General features: G+C 34.3%; 23 protein-coding genes and 1 pseudogene. 10 read left to right on the forward strand and 14 right to left on the reverse strand.

Translation table 11 applies throughout. From position 1 onward, the window contains the following. Window positions 1–81: 81 nt before the first annotated feature. The 3 genes from ACQKOF_RS02225 to ACQKOF_RS02235 form a co-directional block, all read right to left on the reverse strand. The gene (locus tag ACQKOF_RS02225) at window positions 82–693 is read right to left on the reverse strand and encodes a flavin reductase family protein (protein WP_427553262.1); all 612 of its coding nucleotides are present in this window, start codon (window positions 691–693) and stop codon (window positions 82–84) included. Between the two features lie 182 nt (window positions 694–875). Then, window positions 876–1,568: an SDR family oxidoreductase gene (locus ACQKOF_RS02230; protein ID WP_427553264.1), complete on the reverse strand. Its 693-nt coding sequence runs from the start codon at window positions 1,566–1,568 to the stop codon at window positions 876–878. A 195-nt stretch (window positions 1,569–1,763) separates the two neighbouring features. Continuing rightward, window positions 1,764–2,102: a hypothetical protein gene (locus tag ACQKOF_RS02235; protein WP_427553266.1), complete on the reverse strand. Its 339-nt coding sequence runs from the start codon at window positions 2,100–2,102 to the stop codon at window positions 1,764–1,766. 235 nt (window positions 2,103–2,337) lie between these two features. Here ACQKOF_RS02235 and ACQKOF_RS02240 point away from each other — a divergent pair, with 235 nt between their 5' ends. The 5 genes and pseudogenes from ACQKOF_RS02240 to ACQKOF_RS02260 all read left to right on the forward strand — a co-directional run. Continuing rightward, the gene (locus ACQKOF_RS02240; protein ID WP_427553268.1) at window positions 2,338–2,679 is read left to right on the forward strand and encodes an ATPase; all 342 of its coding nucleotides are present in this window, start codon (window positions 2,338–2,340) and stop codon (window positions 2,677–2,679) included. 478 nt (window positions 2,680–3,157) lie between these two features. Next, window positions 3,158–4,246 carry a hypothetical protein gene (locus ACQKOF_RS02245; protein ID WP_427553270.1) on the forward strand — a complete coding sequence of 363 codons (1,089 nt, stop codon included), beginning with the start codon at window positions 3,158–3,160 and terminating at the stop codon, window positions 4,244–4,246. 5 nt (window positions 4,247–4,251) lie between these two features. Then, window positions 4,252–4,641, forward strand: a complete 390-nt coding sequence (locus tag ACQKOF_RS02250; protein ID WP_427553272.1) for a hypothetical protein — start codon at window positions 4,252–4,254, stop codon at window positions 4,639–4,641. Window positions 4,642–4,766: 125 nt separating this feature from the next. Next, the gene (locus tag ACQKOF_RS02255) at window positions 4,767–5,099 is read left to right on the forward strand and encodes a hypothetical protein (RefSeq protein WP_142510633.1); all 333 of its coding nucleotides are present in this window, start codon (window positions 4,767–4,769) and stop codon (window positions 5,097–5,099) included. Between the two features lie 52 nt (window positions 5,100–5,151). Further along, window positions 5,152–5,328 (forward strand): annotated as a pseudogene (locus ACQKOF_RS02260) (IS5/IS1182 family transposase); the annotation flags it as partial. A 296-nt stretch (window positions 5,329–5,624) separates the two neighbouring features. Here ACQKOF_RS02260 and ACQKOF_RS02265 read toward each other — a convergent pair. From ACQKOF_RS02265 to ACQKOF_RS02285, 5 genes are all read right to left on the reverse strand, one after another. Next, complete coding sequence (locus tag ACQKOF_RS02265; RefSeq protein WP_427553275.1) at window positions 5,625–6,821, reverse strand: EAL-associated domain-containing protein; 1,197 nt, start codon at window positions 6,819–6,821, stop codon at window positions 5,625–5,627. A gap of 497 nt (window positions 6,822–7,318) precedes the next feature. Then, on the reverse strand, window positions 7,319–8,422 hold the full coding sequence (locus ACQKOF_RS02270; RefSeq protein ID WP_427553754.1) for a hypothetical protein: 1,104 nt from the start codon (window positions 8,420–8,422) through the stop codon (window positions 7,319–7,321). A gap of 14 nt (window positions 8,423–8,436) precedes the next feature. Beyond that, window positions 8,437–9,753, reverse strand: a complete 1,317-nt coding sequence (locus ACQKOF_RS02275; protein WP_427553277.1) for an SPFH domain-containing protein — start codon at window positions 9,751–9,753, stop codon at window positions 8,437–8,439. Between the two features lie 297 nt (window positions 9,754–10,050). After that, window positions 10,051–10,425 (reverse strand): DUF423 domain-containing protein, encoded by a 375-nt coding sequence (locus ACQKOF_RS02280; RefSeq protein WP_427553279.1) that lies wholly within the window; start codon window positions 10,423–10,425, stop codon window positions 10,051–10,053. 11 nt (window positions 10,426–10,436) lie between these two features. Further along, on the reverse strand, window positions 10,437–10,862 hold the full coding sequence (locus ACQKOF_RS02285; protein ID WP_370047061.1) for an acyl-CoA thioesterase: 426 nt from the start codon (window positions 10,860–10,862) through the stop codon (window positions 10,437–10,439). Window positions 10,863–11,849: 987 nt separating this feature from the next. Between ACQKOF_RS02285 and ACQKOF_RS02290 the strand changes: the two genes are divergently transcribed. Further along, window positions 11,850–12,485 carry a GDSL-type esterase/lipase family protein gene (locus tag ACQKOF_RS02290; RefSeq protein WP_427553281.1) on the forward strand — a complete coding sequence of 212 codons (636 nt, stop codon included), beginning with the start codon at window positions 11,850–11,852 and terminating at the stop codon, window positions 12,483–12,485. Window positions 12,486–13,271: 786 nt separating this feature from the next. On the opposite strand, the gene ACQKOF_RS02295 is transcribed toward ACQKOF_RS02290, so the two are convergent. Then, a complete protein-coding gene (locus ACQKOF_RS02295) occupies window positions 13,272–13,523 on the reverse strand; it encodes a hypothetical protein (RefSeq protein WP_427553283.1) in 252 nt (83 codons plus the stop codon). A 301-nt stretch (window positions 13,524–13,824) separates the two neighbouring features. Here ACQKOF_RS02295 and ACQKOF_RS02300 point away from each other — a divergent pair, with 301 nt between their 5' ends. The 3 genes from ACQKOF_RS02300 to ACQKOF_RS02310 all read left to right on the forward strand — a co-directional run bounded on the left by ACQKOF_RS02300 (window position 13,825) and on the right by ACQKOF_RS02310 (window position 15,789). Next, on the forward strand, window positions 13,825–14,454 hold the full coding sequence (locus tag ACQKOF_RS02300) for a LysE family translocator (protein WP_427553285.1): 630 nt from the start codon (window positions 13,825–13,827) through the stop codon (window positions 14,452–14,454). A 430-nt stretch (window positions 14,455–14,884) separates the two neighbouring features. Continuing rightward, the gene (locus ACQKOF_RS02305) at window positions 14,885–15,031 is read left to right on the forward strand and encodes a YjcZ family sporulation protein (protein ID WP_082172704.1); all 147 of its coding nucleotides are present in this window, start codon (window positions 14,885–14,887) and stop codon (window positions 15,029–15,031) included. Window positions 15,032–15,267: 236 nt separating this feature from the next. Further along, complete coding sequence (locus ACQKOF_RS02310; protein WP_427553288.1) at window positions 15,268–15,789, forward strand: GNAT family N-acetyltransferase; 522 nt, start codon at window positions 15,268–15,270, stop codon at window positions 15,787–15,789. A gap of 230 nt (window positions 15,790–16,019) precedes the next feature. Here ACQKOF_RS02310 and ACQKOF_RS02315 read toward each other — a convergent pair whose 3' ends face one another. The 5 genes from ACQKOF_RS02315 to ACQKOF_RS02335 all read right to left on the reverse strand — a co-directional run bounded on the left by ACQKOF_RS02315 (window position 16,020) and on the right by ACQKOF_RS02335 (window position 21,084). Continuing rightward, window positions 16,020–16,850, reverse strand: coding sequence for a phosphoenolpyruvate hydrolase family protein (locus ACQKOF_RS02315; RefSeq protein WP_427553290.1), 831 nt, complete (start codon window positions 16,848–16,850; stop codon window positions 16,020–16,022). Beyond that, complete coding sequence (locus ACQKOF_RS02320) at window positions 16,816–18,075, reverse strand: Tm-1-like ATP-binding domain-containing protein (protein ID WP_427553292.1); 1,260 nt, start codon at window positions 18,073–18,075, stop codon at window positions 16,816–16,818. Before ACQKOF_RS02320 ends, ACQKOF_RS02315 begins: the two co-directional genes overlap by 35 nt. A 359-nt stretch (window positions 18,076–18,434) precedes the next feature. Continuing rightward, window positions 18,435–19,655, reverse strand: a complete 1,221-nt coding sequence (locus ACQKOF_RS02325; RefSeq protein WP_427553294.1) for a phosphoenolpyruvate hydrolase family protein — start codon at window positions 19,653–19,655, stop codon at window positions 18,435–18,437. A gap of 292 nt (window positions 19,656–19,947) precedes the next feature. Next, window positions 19,948–20,517: a histidine phosphatase family protein gene (locus tag ACQKOF_RS02330; protein ID WP_427553296.1), complete on the reverse strand. Its 570-nt coding sequence runs from the start codon at window positions 20,515–20,517 to the stop codon at window positions 19,948–19,950. Window positions 20,518–20,598: 81 nt separating this feature from the next. Next, window positions 20,599–21,084, reverse strand: coding sequence for an Lrp/AsnC family transcriptional regulator (locus ACQKOF_RS02335; protein ID WP_427553298.1), 486 nt, complete (start codon window positions 21,082–21,084; stop codon window positions 20,599–20,601). Between the two features lie 211 nt (window positions 21,085–21,295). Between ACQKOF_RS02335 and ACQKOF_RS02340 the strand changes: the two genes are divergently transcribed. Beyond that, window positions 21,296–22,177 carry a DMT family transporter gene (locus ACQKOF_RS02340; RefSeq protein WP_427553300.1) on the forward strand — a complete coding sequence of 294 codons (882 nt, stop codon included), beginning with the start codon at window positions 21,296–21,298 and terminating at the stop codon, window positions 22,175–22,177. Window positions 22,178–22,223 lie beyond the last annotated feature (46 nt).

Raw genomic sequence — 22,223 nt, forward strand, 5'->3', positions numbered from 1 at the left:
GAATCTTAAATAAACACAAAAAGACCAGATTCCCATTCTAAAAAATGAGAACTGATCTTTGTTAATGATAGCAATTAGGATTTAAATTTCAGCTCTAAAAGCTTTACCCAGCTGGTGTCCAAGTCCAAAATAATGACGGAAATTATAAATAAGTGGGCTCCATTTATTTGGATCAATATAATTTTCATCAACTATAATTTCCTTATGAGCATGTACATGTATTACTTGTGTCTCAACAATGGCAAAAAAAGGAGCATATTCAGGGATTTGAATATGTTTTACTCTTGCCTCAAGTTGAATTGGACACTCTGCAATTCTTGTAGGTTTTACTGATTTAGACTCGGTTGGCGTTAAATTACTAATTTCATATTTTTCTTTTTCAAATGTAAATCCATTCGCTCTCTTATATTCAGGAACGGGGGTTTTTCCTGTAAAAGGAGCTAATTTTTCTACATTCTCCCATAATGAAGGATCTGGGATATTAATGACACATTCAGGATGTCGTTCTAAATTTTCAATAGCCTTTCCCCCAAGCCCAATTCCTAATATAATATAATCTCCTAACGCCCATGATGATGAAAGTGGGCTAATATTTACTGTGCCATCTTCATTTTGCGTAGTTAATAAAATCACAGGTGTCCCGTAGTATAAAATTTTTGGATTAATCATTTCTGTGCAAGCAATTTGAGTCATTTTATCTCCTCCTATCCGTACTTTCAATTTTCATAGTACAAGATAAATATTTCAATTTTCATCGAAATATGGATTGCGTTTTAAGACATTTACTGTATCTTAGTAATTTTATAGAACTATTAAATGAAATAGAAAATGACCAGGCTCAACATTAATTGCAGTGCCTGGTCATACCCTTTTCGTTATCGTTTATTTTTAATAACAACCTCAGTTACAGCTAACGCTTTTCTTGGTTTAATATTTTCCATAATAATATCCGCGATGTCATTAGGATCCATTAATGTCTTAGTTTTTTCCTCAGAAAACACTCCGTCCCAAAATTCTGTTCTCATACCACCCATATATACAGCACATACATGAATAGAAGTTTCGTTTAATTCTAGTGCTAGACTCTCTGTAAATCCTCGTACACCAAATTTACTAGCACAATAAACAGACTCCGTTACTTTTCCTTCTAGACCAGCTGTAGAAACGATATTGACGATTGTTCCTTCATTTCGTTCTTTCATACCGTTTAGCACTTCTTGTGTGCAAAAAATGGTTCCTTTTAGGTTAATATCAATCATTTGATGGACTGATTCCTCATTCAAGTTTTCAGCAATATCAAAATAGCCAACACCAGCATTATTAATTAATAACTGAATTGATCCAAAATCCTCTTGTATAGAATGAATTATTTGAGCGACCATTTGTTTCGAAGTAACATCAACCTCATAAATAGAATAGCTATCGGTTAAAGTTTTAGCCGTATTCTCAAGCTTTGATTTCGTTCGACCGAGTAAACAAATGTGATTGTCTAAAGACGAATATTTTTTAGCAAGTGCTGCACCTAAACCACTGCCAGCCCCTGTTATAACAACGATATTTTTGCTCATACTGATCATCCTCTCTCTCAGTTAATTATACCAGAATAGGAACTCCTATCAATATGAGGATCGTTGAATTGTATCATTATCCCTGCCCTATTTAATAAAGCATCGGGAAGTGTTGCACGTATTGTTATCGATTTCAGTCACTCTTATAACTCGCAATAACTTAGAACTAAACTAAGAGGTCTATTGCAAGTGAAATTAACATATTGAGGTTTCACCATTTATTATTTTGCCGTTTTCGTCATTAATATAGTCCGTTCCGTTCTCACAGTTTTCTTTATTTTCCCATTTAACAATATACTCGTTTCCTTTATGACTAACTGACTTAATTTCAACTTTACCAATGTTTTTTGCGTGGCTTTTTAACACAATTGATTTTGCCTGTTCTTCTGAAATTTTTGGTATCGAATTATGATTACATCCGCTCAATATCAAAATCAAGGATATACACAATATTGTAACTATCTTCCTCAAAATATTTTCACCTCCATATTTCCTTAGACGTGAAGTTGTTCTTGAAGATTCAAATATATCCATAATACACCATCATTAAAATAGTAGAGAGAATATAAGAGATACTTCTGAAAGGTTGAAAGTAGCTCAATCACTTGCTAAAGCAGAAAGATTTAAATAGTTCTATTAATCAATTTCAATATTTTTATAGAAACTTGATTAATACGTTTAGAGCATTTCAATAGATGCTGAATACTATGAGTATGTAATCTGCAGATTATAAATATTATAAATCTTTTATTTTGAAGGAGGTGAATAATTGCCTTTAACTACTGGTCCAATTGAAAATACAGGGAATCAACCAGCTAATGCAGCTAGCGTTCGTATCAAAATTCTCAATCTAACTGGAGGTTTACTAACTGGAGTAGTAAGAGTTTTTAGACTTAACGGCTCAAGACAATTACTATCAACAACTGCATTTAGCGCAAATGCCAATGCTTCTACTTTTGTAACTCCAAGTGTAGGAAATTCGGCTCAATATGAAGTTGAAATCGTTCCTAATCAAACTGGCGGATTATATAGTGTATACGGAAGAACAGCTTCAGGCGTTCTAATTACTGCCCAAAGGTTTGTGAATTCAGAATTAACGGAGATTCTTTAATAGTAGGAACAAATCTTTACTACCATTCTTCGTTTAAAGTATATAAAGGAAAATCAAGTGGGTACATTTGAGATTAAACTTCTCCTTTGTACCCCCATTTACACAATGCTGAATACTTAAGTAACAAGTTGAGAATCTTAATCCAATTACTTTGTTCTCCCCTGATCAAGACACTTCTCAATTTAATAATTCCCCCGCTCTATTCACTTTTCACAAAAAGAATTGAAGATGACACCCAAAAGCTCACTCCCCCAATAAGTAGTAGTTATTTCTTTCAAAAACCTTAGACACAAAATAAGAATAAAGAACTACACTGATTTTATTCGTTTTGACGCATATAAGTTCCAATTCATTCATACTTCCATGTCAATCAACACTTTTATGTCATTTTTTGGGTATTCCAAACATATACTATTATATTTATTAATAAAACGACATATTTTCATCGAATACAGAATATAATTCTGGAGGGTGTTAAATGAATACAATTAAATCTTTAATTTTCCCCCAAGACTTGAATAGATTAAACAAAACTCAACTCAAAGAGATTTGTAATAAAATGACTTTAGAATCAACTGGCAATGTAGATGAATTATCAAGTAGAGTGTGGGACGCTTTTGAGCATTTAGATGGAGACGTACTTAAAATGATCAGCAATAATATTTTCTCTGGAGCAGTTTCTTTAGCTTGGTACCAGGCGACAAATAATACTGGTTTAATAGGATTTAAACAAAGTATTATTGATAAAATGCCATTTAACCCTTTCAAAACAGTAGTTACACCAAACAGCGAAAATATTCCTATTGATCCTACAATTATTGCCGCTGCTGAAATTGAAGGTTCTCAAGCATATTATTTAAGATTTATTCATAGAACTGGTGTTAATGTTGATTACTTTTTAGCTAACCGAAGAGAATACATTAAGCACGAAATTACAACAGTTTATATTGATGAAGACATGGGAATAATTGAAGTACGAGCAAGTTCAGCTGTTGCCAAAAAAATTATGGCTTGGTTAAATAAAATTGTCGATGAAGAATATGAATTCAAACAGTATGATTTGTTAGAGAAATATGGTGGTACACTTGAGTCTTTAGCTGATACCCTTCAAGGAAAGCTTATTGATGCTACAGGTAGACCAGCAGGATCAGTCAATACATTTGAAGAAACACAGGGTCAATCAATTGTGAGTATACTTTCTGCAATTGACGAATACTATACTAATGGTGAATTATCAATTCTAGAGCAAAATTTAAATAGTGAAGATATTACCGGCATTTTAGAAACAACACCTTTTACTTTGTTACTTTTAAGTGGTCTTGAAACAATAGGATTGGGTAGTATTAGAGAACTACGAGGTTTACCGTTATACAATTATTTAGAACCTTATCTATCCAAACAAAAAGGGTCCATACTGTTTGAACATAGTGTTGATGGCGTGAAACAAGAATATTCTATTCGAATCGGCGTAAATACAAAGACATTTAAGTTCAATGTATTTGCGTCTGAACCTGTATTGGATTATATTAGAGAAAAATTGATTTACCAAATTTATTCTGCGAGGTAAAAGTATTGAGCAATTTAAAGCCATGGGAAATTTCTCAAAAAATAGATAATGCACTTGAGGCAATTGCTATTAGTAAAATAGAAAAATTTTACCATAGTTATATTGCAAAAATAACTAACTTACCTCTTGGAGTAGTTATCGATACATTATCTGAATTAGAAAAAAAAGAAGCGCTCGTTATACAATTAGAATTTCACTGCGAGGAATGTAATAAAAGTATTTTAACTGCTAATAAATCTGAACTTGAAAATATTGATTCCATTCCATGCAAGTATTGTGGTACAGAAAATTGTTTTGATCCTTTAAACGCTATTCCAATCATCGAATTAAGTGATGATTTCAGACAAAGTTTTTCAAAAAAAAAATTAATAACAAAAAGGAAAATGTCGGGTTAAGGTATCAAAATAAACCTGAGAGTTTAAGAGAAATTATCGATATTTTAGCCAAAGAAAATTCTGATCAATTATTAGATAAAGTATCAAAGCTTGGGAAAGTTACTATTATCTTAGGAGATGGTTATATGGGTGATTCTAGTAAATATGGTGGTTTAACTTTTGGAGAAAACAAAGGTAATATAACTATTGAAAACAATGGTACACTCAATCAAGGGATAGCTAGTTTGCCTAATGACATTATCAATGCTTTACAACAGCTTCACGAAGAAATTCAACACCTAGCAGAGGAACAACGAGAGATTGCAGAAGCTAATTTTGAACTCCTTCAAACTCATATAGAAAATGGAGATAAAGAGAAAGCTAAAAAACCATTAGAGAAATTAACTAGTATACTAGGTGTTATTAGCTCTATTGTATCCATAGCTTCTGCCTTAGGACTTGGAATTCCTTTAAAATAATAGATAGAGAACAAATCGGGGTACAAATTATTTTTGTACCCCTGAAATATTATATGTAAGAACAAAGCTTTCAGAAGAAAAACGGGTGCCATCTATCGACAACGAAAAATGGATGTAGAACCAGTTTTTCGATTCCTGAAGGCTAATTTGCATTTCACTCGATTTTCTGTCCGAAGAAAATTGATCGAAGGTAGAAAACGAATTGGGCTTTGCGTTTACAATGGCTGTCACACCGGTGCAAAATCTGCTAATTCAAACATCTTTCCGTCTCTTGAATGACAGATACTTTTTGTTCTACTGTCTAAAGTAGCGATAATCACGTACTTTTCAACATCTAATTCACACTAAATACTTCCTGTTGTGCAAACGCACTAAAAAACGCTGATTCGGTTATTACTAGCCGACCAGCGTTGGAACGGGATGTATTCATTTTTTAGCTATAGAACTAATCATTTCTACACAATTTTTGGGTACAAGTTATTTCTCTTGTACCCATTAAACCTTGATGTATAAGCATTTGTAGGACTATCTAAATATATTGTGCTCATATAGGTAATCATACGAAAGATCAACGAACAAATACTCATGCTTGTTAATAGCAATTGAAAATGTTCTTGTAATTTCCCCTGTCTCGATATCTCGATAAAGCTCTGAGATTTCTCCGCTTTGATCGTTGCGCATTTTTATAATTGTTTGTAGGAAGTACGGACGCCAACTCCAGTTTTTATTGATGGCTCTTGGCTGCAACTCCCACTGTCCATCTATACGCATTACGTTTGGAGATAGTTGGAAACCATCTTCATTACAAATATATACTCGGAACGAATAACAATCCAATAGCTGCGCTAAATGTGTGATGTTGTCACTAGAAGGTTTAACACGATGGACAATCGCTTCTAGCTCCTCCCTCAACTTCTTTAACTCAAAATATTGCGCCTCTAATATCTTCTTTTCAGAGGTAATAAACTGCTGGCACTCCTCTTTAAAACGCTCCTTTAAAATATCCTTCTCTACGAATATCAATGCAGGGTTTGCCAAGTATCGGCCCTGATAAAATCGGCCTCCATTCTTCCAAGCAAACTGTAGTTGATAAACTGTTTCGATTCCTTCAAATAAGAGATTTGCGCCGATTTTATAAGCGAGGCTACCTATTGCCGAAATCATATCTGACTGTGCAGACCAAGAATCATAATTTAAGTCTCGAATATTGACCTTTAATATTTGTGGTGATAATAGAGCAATGTGCTCTAAATGACTCTCCGCTCCTACTTCCTGAACGGCAATTTTGACACCAAAAGTCGTAAAGTATCGTACTGCATGGTGCAACTTTTGAATGTCACCTAAAAAACGATGCTCAGAAACAACTAATACAATACGATGTAAATCCTCTTCACTTATATATTGTTGAATAATATTAAAATGACTTTCACCGAAATCCTGCATCAGTAAGTTCGGGTTACTTGGAATATAAATATCAATATCCTGTCCGATTTCTTCTACTTTGGCTAATGCAGCGTGTAAAATTTTATGTTCCATGTCAATACGATATTCTTCTGGAATATCTTCGTTATTCACAAAATCTTTTAAATTAATTTGTTGACCCTCGATTTGTAACTGTCCGGAAATTTCGTAGGCAATAACAGTATGCGCATCTGCGCTAAATATAGGTTGAAAATACCCATGTATTTGATCTAAATTTGTTAAAACTTCAATTGCATCCATTGTCGAAACCTCCATACATGATGTTATCCAAGAATAACATTACATTCACAGCTCATTACATGAAAAAAACTCTCTGACTGTATAATAATTTGTTTAAAGTAAATTGGCAACTTCACATGGCGTTATTTTATGGAATAAATCTGTCCTGAAATTTAACAAACTTCCACCTAACTGATTTATTAATAAAACTTATGCTTGTGCTAAAGCGCATTTTTCTGACAATTCATCACTAATAACGACTTTCCCATAAAATAGGTTGCTTAAGTACGCATATTTATTTTTGAGTCACCCTATATGCATTCACTGAATTTTTCATGTATTGCTATAAAAAACTTTATCATTATAACTTATGCAACAATTCAAAGTGAATGCCATGATAACTAAAGGTTTTCATCCTATATCCTAAAATTATTCAGCCATTCACCCACCCCAAATTATTTAGTAAAAAAGCAGTATTCCAAAGTATGGATTATACCCTACAGGAATACTGCTCATGACTATTCTGACATAAAGAAATACCAAATAATTGAAATTGCAATTAATGATAAGATGACAGCAATTGTTACACGAAGTGGTGAAATTGGGGCATCCCCACCTACTCGACCTGTTTGTCCATTTACCATAAATCGATAAATTTTCTCTTTATAGCGGAATGAAGAAAGCCAAATCGGCAACATTAGATATTTGTATGTAATATCATCATGAGTTGTTGAGAAATGTACATTGGATACTACATCCGCATTATGTTCCCAACGTATTTTTGAGGTAATTTGTGCATTCAGATGATCTGAAATTTCCCTCTTCGCCTGACTCCACCCGTCCTGTAAACCAATACTGTAGCGTTCTGATAAAAAGCCTGTTACATATTCTGGTTTATAGGCTTTATTATTGAGTAAATTAAAGGGTTCTACTTTTCGCATCATATTTCTATCATAACGGGTTGTCGCACTTATTAAATGATCATCAATAAATTCCTGATAAAAACCACTTGTGGAATACCAATCCGTTTCAGTTCGGGTATTTCCCTCTTTATCTGTAACTGTACGATGTCTACCGTATCTTGCAGAATATCTTGAACTTGTTTTCGTGTCAAAAGTCCAATAAGGAAGATAAACCCCTTTAAATGAATCAGGCTTTGCACTATCTTTTGCTGCTCTCGGTGTAAACCATTTTCCCTTAATCCAACTTTGGAAGTTCTCTCCCGCCTGCTTATCTGTTATTTCAAATGCGCATACCCCATTCGGTGCTAGTGTATTTTCAGCACTAGCCTCCATAACCTGATTAGAACCACAGTATGGGCAACTATCAGCTACCTGTAATGCATCATAAATCGTTTCTGCCGCACAGGATTTACAAATGACTGTTTTTTTCTCAACACCCCAGTTAAAATTTCCACGTTCTTCAGCCATTGCAAAATCCATTTCCTGGGCAACTTTTTCCTCTTGCTTTTCTGGGGCTGCAATTTCAGTCTCATAACCACAATAAGGACATGTTAGCTTTCCAGTTGCTGGGTTAAATTCAATGGATGCACTACATGATGGACACTCAGCGTCAAAATCAAGCTTTACTTGTTTAGCATTTTCAGCATCTTGAGTTGGCATCATTAGTCATCTCCTTACTTAACATCATTCTCATCAAACACATCGCCACATTCTGGACAGAATTTTGGTGGGTTTGCAGGATCTTCTGGCAGCCAACCACATTTATCGCAAACGTATTGTAATGCTTCTGAAGGTTTTTTAGCACCACATTCGCTACAGAATTTGCCTTTGTTGACAGCACCACATGTACAAGTCCATCCTTCTTCTGCAGGTTTTGGTGTCCCACAATTTGAGCAGAATTTACCAGTGTTTTCGTTGCCACATGCACATTTCCATGCACCCGAGTTCGTCGCTGGTTGACCTTGCTGGGCTGCCTGTTTATTTTGCTCATTCATCTGGTAAAGCTGTCCTGCATTAACACCGCCTGCTTGTGTCGCCATGTTCATGCCCATAAATCCTGCCATTGCTCCACCATCATTATTAGCTGCTGCAATCATTGCTTCCGCCTGAGCACCTGTTAATTGAGCCGCAGCCATACCTGGATCACGCATCACTGCATTTCGTTGTAGTTGTTTAATCATTGCTTCATCTTCTTCAGATGCTTTTAAAGAACTAATGCCAAAGGACACAACTGCTAAACCACGAGTTGCTAGCCATTTCTCTGATAACACTTTGTTAAGGGCATCTGCAAGAGCAACCGTATGTGCAGGAATTTCGCTATAGCGTACTCCACTTGCTGAAATATGTGCGAAAGCCGGCTGTAACGCAGTCATCAGCTCCGTTTTTAATTGGCTATCGATTGCATCTCTTGTAAATTCACGCTCTACGTTTCCACATACATTTGTATAGAATAATAATGGATCGACAATTTTATATGAATATTCGCCATGACAACGAATAGCAATATCAATATCTAGGCCGATATTACGGTCGATAACACGGAAAGGAACCGGTGCTGGTGTCCCATATTTATTGCCTACGATTTCTTTTTTATTAAAATAGTACACACGCTGATCTTTTGCAGGTTCTCCTCCAAATGTGAAGCGTTTCCCAATCTGCTTGAATGTTTCCATAATGCCTTCAGACAAATCATTGCCATACATAATCGAAGGCTCTGTTGATGTATCATAAACATACTCTCCAGACTCCGCGGAGAACTCCACTACTTTCCCTTGCTCGACAATCATCATACATTGCCCTTCATTGATAGCAATAATAGAGCCGTTACTAATAATGTTGTCATTGCCTTTATTGGACCCTCGTTTTGAAGTACGTTTATGACCCTTCTCCACAAGAACATCCGCTGAGAGTGACTCACAATAGAAATATTCACGCCATTGATCTTCTAGAACACCTGCTAATGCCCCAACTCCTGCTTTTAATAAACCCATATTTATTCCCACCTTCAACTTTTATACTAAGACTTATTTTATCATATCAATTATGCCTCAGCATAATTACCGCCGTCGCTACGCTGTCGTGCAGATAAACATTGCGTCCGGATTTCAGTGGGTGTTTGGACACCCGGTGAAAGAAGTTAAAAATAATTTATTCAATATGTAGTACGCATAAAAAGAACAATTTGTTTCATTTTTTTTAACTTCTTTATAAAAAAGAGATAGCTCCATAGGAACTACCTCTCTCGTATTGTAAATGCTATATCGTTTTTTAGTGGATCTTAGCGTTTCTTAAGAACATGCGGAAATAGCCACAAGAACCCAGGCAACGATAAATAACATACCGCCGATTGGGGTAATCGCTCCAAGCTTTTTCACACCTGTAACGGCCAATACATATAAACTACCGGAGAAAAACACGATACCCGCCAACATTAAATATCCTGCCCAAGAAAGCATACTAGAGGCTCCTAAAAGGGCATCACTCGATAAAATGCCAAGCCCTAGTAAACCTAATGCATGATACATATGGTATTGCACTGCAGTTTCCCAAATGGTTGCATAGTGTGGTGACGCAAATTTTTCTTTTAGTGCATGTGCCCCAAAAGCGCCAAGCACGACACCTAGACAAGCCATAATTGCTCCTATCGCCAATAAAAGTTCCATGTATGATTCTCCTATTTCGTCTCGCGTGCGATTTCTTTGTATTTCGCATCCCATGCCGGATTGATTTTACTTAAAGATATCGGACGTAACGTATCTTTGTGCGCTAGAATATGTACGGACTGAGCAGTCGCTGCAATCGTGCCATCTTCATGTAAAATTTCATAGCCATATGTTGTACGTAGACGATCGTGTTTTTCCACCCATGTACGTACCGTTGCCACTTGGCCATACTGCATAGCTGCCTTGTACGAAATGGATAAATCCATCACCGGCGATACATAACCATCTTTTTCTAATGCTGCATACTCATAGCCTGCATCATTTACTAACTGCGAGCGACCTATTTCCATCCAAATGATATAGTTCGCATGATACACCACACCCATTTGGTCGGTCTCAGCATATCGAATTTCAACTTGTTTCTCACTAACAAACATTTTCTTCACCTCGTCCTACATTATAGCGTAAAAATATTAATTTAGCGGGGTTTTTACTCTATTGATTAAGAAAAAGTAAAAAATCTGTATTAACAAAAATCAAAAGTTTAATTTAGAAAAACATTTGGTAATAAATTTTGGTTTCCGTTTTTACCCGTTGTACCCCACTTAATTTGGGTACAACTAGGGGTTCACTACAAAATGAGTGGCTTTTTTATCAAGTAAAAATAGTCACTTTACTAATTAGTAACTTTCATTTGTTTATATAACTTAAAAGTAGTTCTTCACTTGTGCTTTAGTCATTTATCTAAAATTCAAAAGAAAAAACGATTCGGCATTCTGCAAACGTTGCGGCTTTTTTAATGTATAGGTATCCTCAATTTGCACAAATTAATATTGAGTGTATCGCACGCACTTATTAGGTTGTGGCGTTAGTTGACCGTCACGGCCTCCCCATTTGTTACTTAGGGTAATTCATTCATTTCAGTGACCTTTTTTTCTATTCTACAGCTACAAATTAAAATTTTAATTTACTATTATTACATATAGAGGTGCTTTAATTGACTACATTCGGAAAATGCCTATATATCGCATTCTTTGTAACACTGTTTTTATTTACTACTGTTTGGGATTATTTTAAAAATGGTAATTTGCCTTTGCTTGAAAATTTTCTCTTTTCCTTTTGGGTAGCAAGTTTTTTATTCATGGCATTACTACTTAGAAGTAAAAAAGATGAAACAGAAAAAAGCTAAAAACCAGAAGCTGATTTGAATATTCTAATCAGCTTTTTTACTGCACATTTTCCCTCAAATTGTTCAATAGTTATTCTGTATAAAGCTCACTGTACCAACCACCAAGACATTTATAATTCCAACAATTAATAATGACAATCCTGTCTAGGCATCGTTTCCCCCTTCTTTTTAATGCTTCCCCATTCATATTTCGCTGAATATTATAAGAATTATAACTAATTAGTAGAGGTGAAATATGGATTTCAATCATTTACGTTATCTTGCGATAGGCGATTCCCTTACTGTTGGTATCGGTGTTCCGTTTTTGGACCCTGGATTTGTTGAATATTACAGATGTCTAAGCCAGCAAATTTTAAAAAAGCGTATTTCTTATCAAAAACATGCAAGGTCAGGAGCAACGACAGAGAATGTTTTAACTATGCTTAATGCCCCGATTGTCACGGAAGCTGTAAAGTGTGCAAATATCATCACGATCACAGCTGGAGGAAATGATTTAATAAACGCTGCTAAAGGATTTCTAATCAATAAAAACGAAGAAAGTATAGCTCGTGCTAGTAAGCAATCAAGAAATAACATCTCAAAAATATTAGAAAGAATTCACCATCTAGACAAACAAGATAAATATATTTTACGGTTACAGAATTTATACAATCCATTTAGCGATATCCCTATAGCAGATGAGGCGATTAGAGCGTTTAATTCATCGATTAACAGTTTTGGTCGGGAATTGAATGTTAAAGTAGCTGATATCTATAGTGTATTTAAGGGAAATGAAAAAGCTTTAATATCATCAGGAGGAGTTCATCCTAATAGTAGGGGATACTATCAAATGGCATTAGCTCTTAGTAAGCTCGGATATTCCCCGTTATAGGGCTAAGGCTGTAAGTATAATCTATCCTTTTTGTATTAAAAGTTATTTCTTATTATTTTTCTAGCAAGAGGCTGAGCATAATTGTCAGCCTTTTGCTATTTAATTAAAAAATATTTTGTGTTTAGATGTGCCTCGCTGAACCATATCAAATTCAACTCTATTTGGTCTGCATACCAATAGCTTTGCTCAGTCACTTTTCGAATTCTTAAAGCTACCTTTGCTACGCATTCTTTCAAATATTCACTTACCCTTGGAAAGAACCAAATGAATTAGTGATAAAATACGCGTTTGATTACACGTCTCCACACAATTATAGACAGGAAGTTACTGTAAAATATAATTAGATATAGATTGATGAATAAAGATGATGAAGGGATTAAACTAAATCCTCATTTTAAACGGAAAACTCTCCTTCTCTTCAAAATTGTTCAGTAAAAAAATCAAACCACAGTTCTAAAAATCCCCTAATTTTGTTGTACTTTGACAAGCAACAATCCACATTTTAGGAGGTTCATATATTGAAGACTCATACTACAATTGGAAAATTCATTTATTGGATAGGCTTCTTTATGTTTATGAGTGGATTTGGAACGTCACTCGGTCCACTTAATTACAATTCATTTATTCCGAACAAATCTGTAGCATTTATATACTTTTTTATAGGAATGGCTTTTTTGTTAACTTCAAACTTTTTTAAAATAAGAACTAATCGATAACCAAATATTTTTTCTTTACTGCACAATTTCTTTCAATTTCACTCTCCCTATCTGTGCAAATAAGTTTATTTTATTTTCTTTTATTTTTCCCAAATTTCTCATTGCCACGTTTAAAATTACCCGTAATTTTAGCTAACAATAACTGTACTGCAGTTATATTATCTTCAACTTCATTGATTCTTTCGATAAGACGCTCGGCGTCCCTATCCTTTACAATTTTAATTTGTTTACCTTCGTAATATATTACTACCGTTCCCTTTTTCGTTATTTGATAAGCAAATGGTTCTTCATCTAATCTGTTTCGTTTATCTATTTCGCTCACAACACCGTCTCCCTTATTCTTTTAGTTTCAAACATTATATTCAAATAAATCTGTTGGTTCACTTGTTTTCTTTATAATTTATGTAACTGGTGAAATAAATAATGGTTTCTCTTTTTACTGCAAACCGTAAAAGGTTAACCAATTCTGAGCTGTAGTGTATGTAAACTCCGCAGCTTTTTGCAGTAGAACCACTTATATTTTCCTTAGTGTTAATCCACTTGTATAAAAAAAGCTTTTGTTTTTCATTCATTTACTTTAATATCGATAAGGGCACCCCCAAAAAAGAGATAGAGGTGCTAAAATGTACGGTATTATTAATTATGAAATGTTTTTATTAACAGGGATTTTATTAAATCTAATCCCTGGTGCGGACACCATGTATATTGTTGGTAGAAGTATTTCACAAGGTAGAAGAGCTGGTATTTATTCTGTGTTTGGTATTATTACTGGTTCCTTAGTTCATACGTTATTAGTTTCTTTTGGCTTATCGCTAATTCTTACAAAATCTATTGTATTATTTAATACCATTAAAATTATTGGTGTTATTTATCTCGTTTATCTAGGGATTAAAATGATACTGGATAAGTCAAACATAGGTTTCGAAGCGTCATCTAATATATTAAACTTAAGAAAAATTTATATACAGGGACTTTTAACAAGTCTAACGAATCCAAAAGTTTCTTTATTTTTTATTGCGTTTCTCCCACAGTTTATAGATGTTAAAGCATCCGGTCCTATTCCTTTTTTAATTTTAGGACTTACTTTTACAGCGACTGGACTACTATGGTGTTTATTTGTTGCTTATTTCTCTTCGTACGTTACTAAAAAATTAAGAGGAAACCAAAAAGTAGGGACAATCCTAAATAAGATAACTGGAATGATATTTATTGGTATGGGGATTAAGTTGCTTCAAACGAAAGCCCCTCATTAAATTTGTATAACAATGCCCCCTATTAACAATGTTATATGGAATTTAAAGTAGTTTACTTTTATTGAACAGTCCTTTCAAATTAGAAGGGGCTGTTTTCTTATTGATCCATTCTTTTTACTGCACATTTTCCTCAAATTATTCATTAGTTTAATGTAGCATGTGACAACGCTACGGCTTTTTTTATAAATCTATTTCACAGGCAATTCACTATACAAACATAGCTATCACATCATAATAATAGTAAGGTAAAGCTAATTTAGCCTTACACCTCCGAAACTTTTTTCTAAGGGTCACTCCTATCCCAAGTGACCCTTTTTTATTGTCTTATCCCACAAAAATATATTTTTTAATGCCTATAGCTGAATAGTTTAACACCCCACTCCTTTTCTACAGCTTACATATTATAGATTGTAGAAAGGAGGGATATTTTATGGGATACTACGGAAACGTTGGTGGTATAAATAATGGATGCTACTATGGTGGCGGAAATGGTAATGGTTCAACATTTGCCTTAATTGTTGTTCTATTTATACTTCTAATTATTATCGGCGCTACTTTCATGCATAGAGAGTATTAACATTTCCGATTTTAGGGTCGCCCCCAGTCTGGTGACCCTTTTTAGTTACTTTCCTCAAATTGTTCAGTATCATCTACCTTGTTTCATAATTTTGAACAGTTTTATCTATCATCATCGGCTCATCTATAGTACCCGATGGTTTTAAGATTTACTAAAATTCTTCAGTAATTGTCTGTACTATACATACAATTTTCGGTATATTATGATATACCAAAATTTTGAAAGGGGTACATATTTTGGATACAAACAATATATACATCAGGAATATGACTGATAATGATTATGATTTAATGGCCAAATGGTTAAGTACAAAAGAAGTTTTAGAATTTTATGGGGATATAAATTCACCATTTACAATAGAACAAGTAAGGAAAAAATATGAACCACGAGTTCATGGTGAAATCCCAGTTTTTCCTTTCATTGTTGAATTAGACGATTCCCCAATAGGATTTATGCAATACTATAAACTTCAAGAAGAAGAACAAAAAGAATTAGGATATTTAAATAATCAAGTGATTTTTGGAATTGACCAATTTATCGGTATCCCTAAACTGTATAATAAAGGCTATGGAACGATTATGGTTAGTAAATTTATTGAACTCATTATTAACATTACTGACGCTGATATCATAATATTAGACCCTGAAATTTCTAATGAAAGAGCTATTAGATGTTACGAAAAATGCGGGTTTTCAAAAGTAAAAAAAATTAATAATGAAAGTGCTTTGTTAATGGAATATAAAAATACTAAAATATAACTCTATTTTATTATTCGATGCACAATTTCTTCCAAATATCCACCCTACTTCAAGGCCCATAGCAATCAATGTCATGCTTTCCTTAATTAAAAAGCGCGAGAAATCAATTTTAGAAACGTTGATTTCTCGCGCTTTTATGATGTAAAATTGTTTAATTTTGCTTTAAAAATATACTTATGTTCCAGCCTCTCTCAGACTTTCGAGAAAGGAAATTGTCTTCGATATGAAAATTAATTACTATTGTTTATACCCTTAAAAGCTTCGGTTTGCTCCTTAATTCCTTTTTCTGCGGCAAATCTCTCAATACTAGATGCACCAAAGAATCCAACAATTCCATCTACTCTTTCAATAATATAGGCAGCATCTTCCGGTTCTGCAATTGGACCTCCATGGCAAATTGCTAATATATCAGGATTTACAGACTTACCAGCATGAATAATTTTTTGGATTCGCTCGACACAGTCATCTAAAGTTAATGCTGTTTGTGCACCAATCGTTCCACTTGTTGTTAATCCCATGTGGGCCACTAAAATATCTGCACCCGCTTCAGCCATTTTCTTTGCTTGCTCTTCATCGAAAACATATGGAGTCGTTAGCAAATCTAATTGATGTGCTTCTCTAATCATATCTACTTCTAAATCATAGCCCATCCCTGTTTCCTCTAAATTCTGACGAAAAACTCCGTCAATTAAACCAACTGTAGGAAAGTTTTGAACGCCACTAAACCCCTGATCCTTCAGCTGCTTTAGGAAAACACCCATCACTTTAAAAGGGTCTGTTCCATTAACACCAGCTAGTACTGGGGTGTCCTTTACAACGGGTAATACTTCATTACCCATTTCAACAACAATTTGGTTCGCATCACCATATGATAATAAACCTGCTAGAGAACCACGACCAGCCATTCTATAACGACCTGAATTATAGACAATCAACATATCGGCTCCACCAGCTTCACTACTTTTAGCTGTAATTCCTGTACCCGCGCCAACACCTAGAAGAATATTTCCTTTATTAATTTCTTCTTTAAAACGATTCAATATTTCTTGTCTCTGTAACATGATCGTTGTCCCTCGCTTTATTTTCTATTAATGCAATTAATTTTTCCGCTGCAGTTAGTGCAAACTCTTCACTATTTATATCCGCATTGATTTCAACCATTTCCACTTTACGTTGGTCAACCTTTTCTCTTAATGTATCAAATAACATTTTGTCTTCCTCTAAACCGTAGAAAGGCTGTCCTTCAACATCAAGACCTGATAGCCCTTTTAGCGGCAAAAATAATGCCGTGTACCCTTTAGCTAAAGATAATTTTTCTGCAATTACTTCACCTATTTGCTTGTTCTCTTCAACAGATGTGCGCATTAAAGTAACTGTTGGATTATGCTTATAAAATTTTCTTCCTTCAAATTTATGAGGGACAGAATCAAATGGACCAAAGTTAACCATATCTATTGCACCCACTGATACTACTTGAGGAATTTGTTTTTTGGAAGCTGCTTCTAAACGATGCGGTCCAGCTTTCAATACGCCACCAATTAACTCATCAGCCCATTCAGTAGTCGTGATGTCAAGGACTCCATCAATAAATCCATTGGCTATTAAATTCTCCATCGTACGACCACCAACACCTGTTGCATGGAAAATTAATACCTCATATCCTTTAGCCTCTAAGAAATCTTTAGCCTGATTTATACAAGGTGTTGTCAGTCCAAACATAGTTGCAGCAATAAGAGGCTTCTTTTTCACGATCTTTTTATTTTCAAAGTTAAGCATACCTGCTATCGCAAATACTGCATTTGTAAATATTTTTGTTGAAATTACATTTAAACCAGCAACGTCTACTACCGATGGAATCATAATGATGTCGCTAGTACCTACATATGGCTCCGTATTACCGGAAGCGACTGTTGAAACCATTACTTTAGGAACACCAATTGGTAATGCTCTCATGCCAGTTGTTACAATAGAAGACCCTCCAGTACCTCCAAAGGATAATACACCATCGAATTTACCTTCATCATACAATTTCGGCAAAAGCACTTCCATCCCTTTTGCAAGAACTGCGGTCGCATTTGCTCGATCTCTTATTGCTGCAATTTCCTGTATATCTTCTCCAGCTGCAACGGCTACATCAGCATTTGATACGTCAGGCTCAAAAACTGGGGTAAAAACACCTGTGTGAATCGTGAAAGTATTGAAACCTAACGATTCTATCAACTCTTTTACATATAAATATTCTTTTCCTTTTGAATCAAATGTTCCAGCCAAAGCAATTGTTTTCATATCAAATCTCTCCCTTCTTGATCTTTAAAATCATTTAAGAAAGCGGTTTCATTTATTACTCCATTCCATAATAACGTTTTCTTTTGGGAGAGTTAATGTGTTTTTGTTCTATAAAATTGTCTCTTTGTTATATTATCAATGATGCCTTGGCATAATTGCGTCTGGAATCGGCTTGTGCTTAGGCCTGCGTGATGCAGGTCAGTTAGCCGTTATCGCATGGATGCGATGATATTAGGCTAACATCATTTATTAACTCCTTTCCGATTCCATGACATCCGCCGGAGGCTTTAGGCCAACACGAAGTTGGTCACTCAGTCGTTGCCACAGGACGTGGCGTTCTTAGACTGAGTTCCTCTATTTCAGAGGGTGTCCAAACACCTGCTGAAAGAAGTTAAATAGTTTCTAGGTGACACACCTTTATATTTTTTAAATATTTTACTAAACTGAGTATAATCGGGATAACCTACCATTTCGGCAATATTATTTAGTGGTAGTTTTTCAAATTTTAAAATTTCAATTGCCCTATTAAGTCGAAAATTAATAAGATATTCTGTAAATGAAATCCCCACCTCTTTTTTGAATAATGTGCTTAAATAAGAACGAGACAAATTCAATATTTCTGCCACTTCATTTAATGATATTTCATCCATATAATGCAGACTAATGTATTTCTTGATAAAATTAATATAATCAGCTTGACTTCCTAGACCATCAGTAATTTTACTGATTAAATCATCCAATTGGAAATTGTTCGTTTGCTTAAATGATTTGGTTATATGTATGAGAGCTTGTTCATTTGGAATCCTTTCAAAAACAGAACCTCCGATGTAACCCATAATAGTAGTATCATCATACATATATTGAACATCTATTGGTTTATTAACCGGACCTCCGTAAATCATTTTAATAATGTTTGGATTCAGTTCATTACATTTATTAAATATATTTACCGCCATCTTTTTGGCGGCATGTAAAGATAAAATCTTTTTTGCCCCTAACGATCCACCATTCGTTAAACCTAAGTGAACACAAATAATATCTGCACCAGCTTCTACCATACATATAGCTTGCTCTTCATTAAATACAAAGGCTACAGTAAACAATCCCTTTTCACTAGCGAGACGAATAGCTTCTATCTCTTTTTCATAAGTAATCCCTTGTTCCTCTAAAGCTTCTCTAAAGAGCCCATCTACTAGACCTATACTTGGATAATTATTAATACCCGCAAATCCTTTTTTCTTAATTAAATCAATATAGCTATTTAATTCAATTGTTGGGTCTGTTGCACATAAACCAAAACAAACTGGAATTTTTTTGATCATAGGAATGATCTCTTTACATGCAAAATCCATGACAACATCATTACTATTTGCATACGGTAAGAAACCAGCTAATGAACTTACCCCCATTAATCTGAATCGTCCTGAATTTAGAGCTAAAATAAAATCTGCGCCACCTTGTTCTGCGTATTTAGCTGTCATTCCAGAACCAGCAGCGACACCTAAAATATAACTATTTTTATTAATTTGTTTTTTAATATAATTGTTTATTTCATTTTTCTTATTTAGCTTTTCCTCCATATAATTTTCACCTCTACTAAAGTTATGAATTATTTTGTTCTTTTAGTGTAATGTACATTATCTCTTATCCAAAAGCTATAAATGTTACTAGTCTTTACAGATTACCTAACTTTAAACTTGTTCGTTTTATTCAAAATTCTAGATAAGACATTTATAAAAAAAACACAGACCCTTTATTCGAATCCACTGAAAAAAGTCGATTTACACCAAAATTTTCAGTGCAAATCGACTTTTTATACTTAATAAGTTACTATATTTTTTTAGCAATTCATAAGTTTTTCAATGCCCTTCCTTAAATCTCCCATAATCTTTTTACATCAACCAACTCTTGCCCATCGAATTCCATTCTGTATATGTCTGGCTTTGTTGTATGTAATAAAAAGTTCAAATCGTATTTACTATCATAAAACCCCATCATTAAAGTCATAACTGCGCCATGTGTGCCGATTACTACTTTCTGTCCTTGATATGTCTTTATTATTTCTTTTAATACATTTATAGCACGTTTCTGGCAGGCAGCATTTGACTCACCTCCCTCTATAGCATAGGTTGGGTCAGAAAATGACTTATGTAATAAAGGGAATAATTCCTTGTCAGAGATTCGCTTATCTCCAGCAATAAATATTTGCTCTTTAAGGTCTTCAAATACAATTACTTCTTTTTCTATTTGTTCAGCTACTTTCTGAACAGTTAGGATTGAACGACTATACGGGCTTGAAATAACAGTATCAATGCCCTCTTTTTGTAGAATATCAGTTATTCGTTGAGCGTCTAATCGACCTTTTTCTGTTAATTCTCTCGTTCTCTCATTTCCGTCTTTTGGTGAATCACCGTGGCGTACCATATATATGAATGTTTTCATAATGCCTCCTATTGTGCTTGAGTTTTAGACCTAAAGTATTTATGTGACGAAGCTAAAAATCCATATTGCTCGGAAGAACTTCTACTGTTCATCTTCTGATATTGGTAAAACTGTTGAATATTTAACTTCTCGTAAAGATAAGTTCGTTTGAATGCGAGATATGCCCAGTCTATTTAATTTTCTTATAAAGCGATCTAATTCTTTTCGATCCCTAATAACAACCTTTAAAAGATAATCATACTCTCCTGTTAAACAATGACATTCTAATATTTCTGTCATTGTTTTTAAGGCATTTTCCAAAGCTTCTAACTCCTTAGCTTGATGAATATTTGTACTCATGAAAACGTAGCACAGTAAATCGAATCCCAGTTTCTCATGATTTAAAATGGCCACTTGTTTGTCAATATATCCTTCACTTTCTAAACGTTTTATTCTCGTATGGGTTGCCGGTGGGGACAAATTCACCCGTCTCGCTATCTCTGCATTACTTATTTGAACTTCTCTCTGCAAAATATCTAGTATTTGAGTATCAACGCTATCTAATAATTTTCTATCAACATCTCTCATGCTATTTTCTCTCCTTTTTTTATTCGAAAATTCAGCTACATTCGATGATTATAATTAATTTTATTCTGCAAAACTCTATTATTCTTACTGTTATTCCGATTTTTATTCATTGTACAAAATATTATACTGCGTAAAAAGCGAAAATGTTATGATTCTTTTATCAAATATAATGCTCGATTGCACTTACTAGAATCAAAGGAGAGATCGTGATTTGCCGAATGTTTATGTTTTATTAATGCTTTTAACCAGTTTACTTTGGGGAGGCAATTTTGTAGTTGCCAAATCTCTTGTTGATCATGCCTCTCCGTTAACATTGACGAGCTTAAGATGGATCATTGCTGTCTCTGTACTTCTTCCAATGGTCTGGTGGAAAGAAAAAAGATTGCTTCCCACTCGAAATGCCCTTCTTCCATTATTGTTAATGGGCATTACAGGTGTGGTATTATTCAATATCTTTCAATTTTTAGCATTAGAAAGAACTACGTCAACGAATGTTGGCCTCATTTCAACATTAAATACAATTTCAATTGCCATTTTTTCATTTATTTTTCTAAAAGAAAAGATTAATATACTCCAAGCACTTTCAATGCTACTTTCGTTGTTCGGTGTTCTTCTTGTACTTTCAAAGGGGAACATCAACCTATTATTGTCTTTTCATTTTAATTTGGGAGATTTATGGATGCTTGCAGCTGTATGTATATGGGGTATTTATTCCGTCTGTAATAAATGGGCAATGAAAACTACCTCGCCACTAATGGCTAATTTGTATTCAGGAATATTTGGACTTCTTGTACTATTACCGTTTAACCTTAAGGATTTTACCATTTCTAACGTTAATCATTCTTTTATATTATCACTTCTATATACAGGGTTTATCTCCACTGTCGTTTGTATGGTACTTTGGAGCATTGGTATTCAAAAATTAAGAGCTACCACATCCGGTGTTTTCCTTAATTTCAATCCGATTTTCACGGCACTTCTAGCGTTTTTATTTATAGGAGAGAGCATCTCTTGGACGCAAGGGATTGGGGGATTGATTGTTATTATTGGATGTTATTTGTTTTCGCATTTAAGACAAAAACAACATATTTGAATACGTCCCTTTCAAGTTAATAAATTGTATTTTTCTCTAAATCATT

This window comes from Lysinibacillus sp. NPDC093190, from assembly GCF_050280425.1.
Lineage (GTDB): Bacteria > Bacillota > Bacilli > Bacillales_A > Planococcaceae > Lysinibacillus.

Bases quoted from the DNA above. Each gene is read 5' to 3' on its own strand.
- ACQKOF_RS02225 (WP_427553262.1), bottom strand. From the start codon at position 693: ATGACTCAAATTGCTTGCACAGAAATGATTAATCCAAAAATTTTATAC.
- ACQKOF_RS02230 (WP_427553264.1), bottom strand. From the start codon at position 1,568: ATGAGCAAAAATATCGTTGTTATAACAGGGGCTGGCAGTGGTTTAGGT.
- ACQKOF_RS02235 (WP_427553266.1), bottom strand. From the start codon at position 2,102: ATGGATATATTTGAATCTTCAAGAACAACTTCACGTCTAAGGAAATAT.
- ACQKOF_RS02245 (WP_427553270.1), top strand. From the start codon at position 3,158: ATGAATACAATTAAATCTTTAATTTTCCCCCAAGACTTGAATAGATTA.
- ACQKOF_RS02255 (WP_142510633.1), top strand. From the start codon at position 4,767: ATGGGTGATTCTAGTAAATATGGTGGTTTAACTTTTGGAGAAAACAAA.
- ACQKOF_RS02265 (WP_427553275.1), bottom strand. From the start codon at position 6,821: ATGGATGCAATTGAAGTTTTAACAAATTTAGATCAAATACATGGGTAT.
- ACQKOF_RS02270 (WP_427553754.1), bottom strand. From the start codon at position 8,422: ATGCCAACTCAAGATGCTGAAAATGCTAAACAAGTAAAGCTTGATTTT.
- ACQKOF_RS02275 (WP_427553277.1), bottom strand. From the start codon at position 9,753: ATGGGTTTATTAAAAGCAGGAGTTGGGGCATTAGCAGGTGTTCTAGAA.
- ACQKOF_RS02280 (WP_427553279.1), bottom strand. From the start codon at position 10,425: ATGGAACTTTTATTGGCGATAGGAGCAATTATGGCTTGTCTAGGTGTC.
- ACQKOF_RS02285 (WP_370047061.1), bottom strand. From the start codon at position 10,862: ATGTTTGTTAGTGAGAAACAAGTTGAAATTCGATATGCTGAGACCGAC.
- ACQKOF_RS02290 (WP_427553281.1), top strand. From the start codon at position 11,850: ATGGATTTCAATCATTTACGTTATCTTGCGATAGGCGATTCCCTTACT.
- ACQKOF_RS02300 (WP_427553285.1), top strand. From the start codon at position 13,825: ATGTACGGTATTATTAATTATGAAATGTTTTTATTAACAGGGATTTTA.
- ACQKOF_RS02305 (WP_082172704.1), top strand. From the start codon at position 14,885: ATGGGATACTACGGAAACGTTGGTGGTATAAATAATGGATGCTACTAT.
- ACQKOF_RS02315 (WP_427553290.1), bottom strand. From the start codon at position 16,850: ATGTTACAGAGACAAGAAATATTGAATCGTTTTAAAGAAGAAATTAAT.
- ACQKOF_RS02320 (WP_427553292.1), bottom strand. From the start codon at position 18,075: ATGAAAACAATTGCTTTGGCTGGAACATTTGATTCAAAAGGAAAAGAA.
- ACQKOF_RS02325 (WP_427553294.1), bottom strand. From the start codon at position 19,655: ATGGAGGAAAAGCTAAATAAGAAAAATGAAATAAACAATTATATTAAA.
- ACQKOF_RS02330 (WP_427553296.1), bottom strand. From the start codon at position 20,517: ATGAAAACATTCATATATATGGTACGCCACGGTGATTCACCAAAAGAC.
- ACQKOF_RS02335 (WP_427553298.1), bottom strand. From the start codon at position 21,084: ATGAGAGATGTTGATAGAAAATTATTAGATAGCGTTGATACTCAAATA.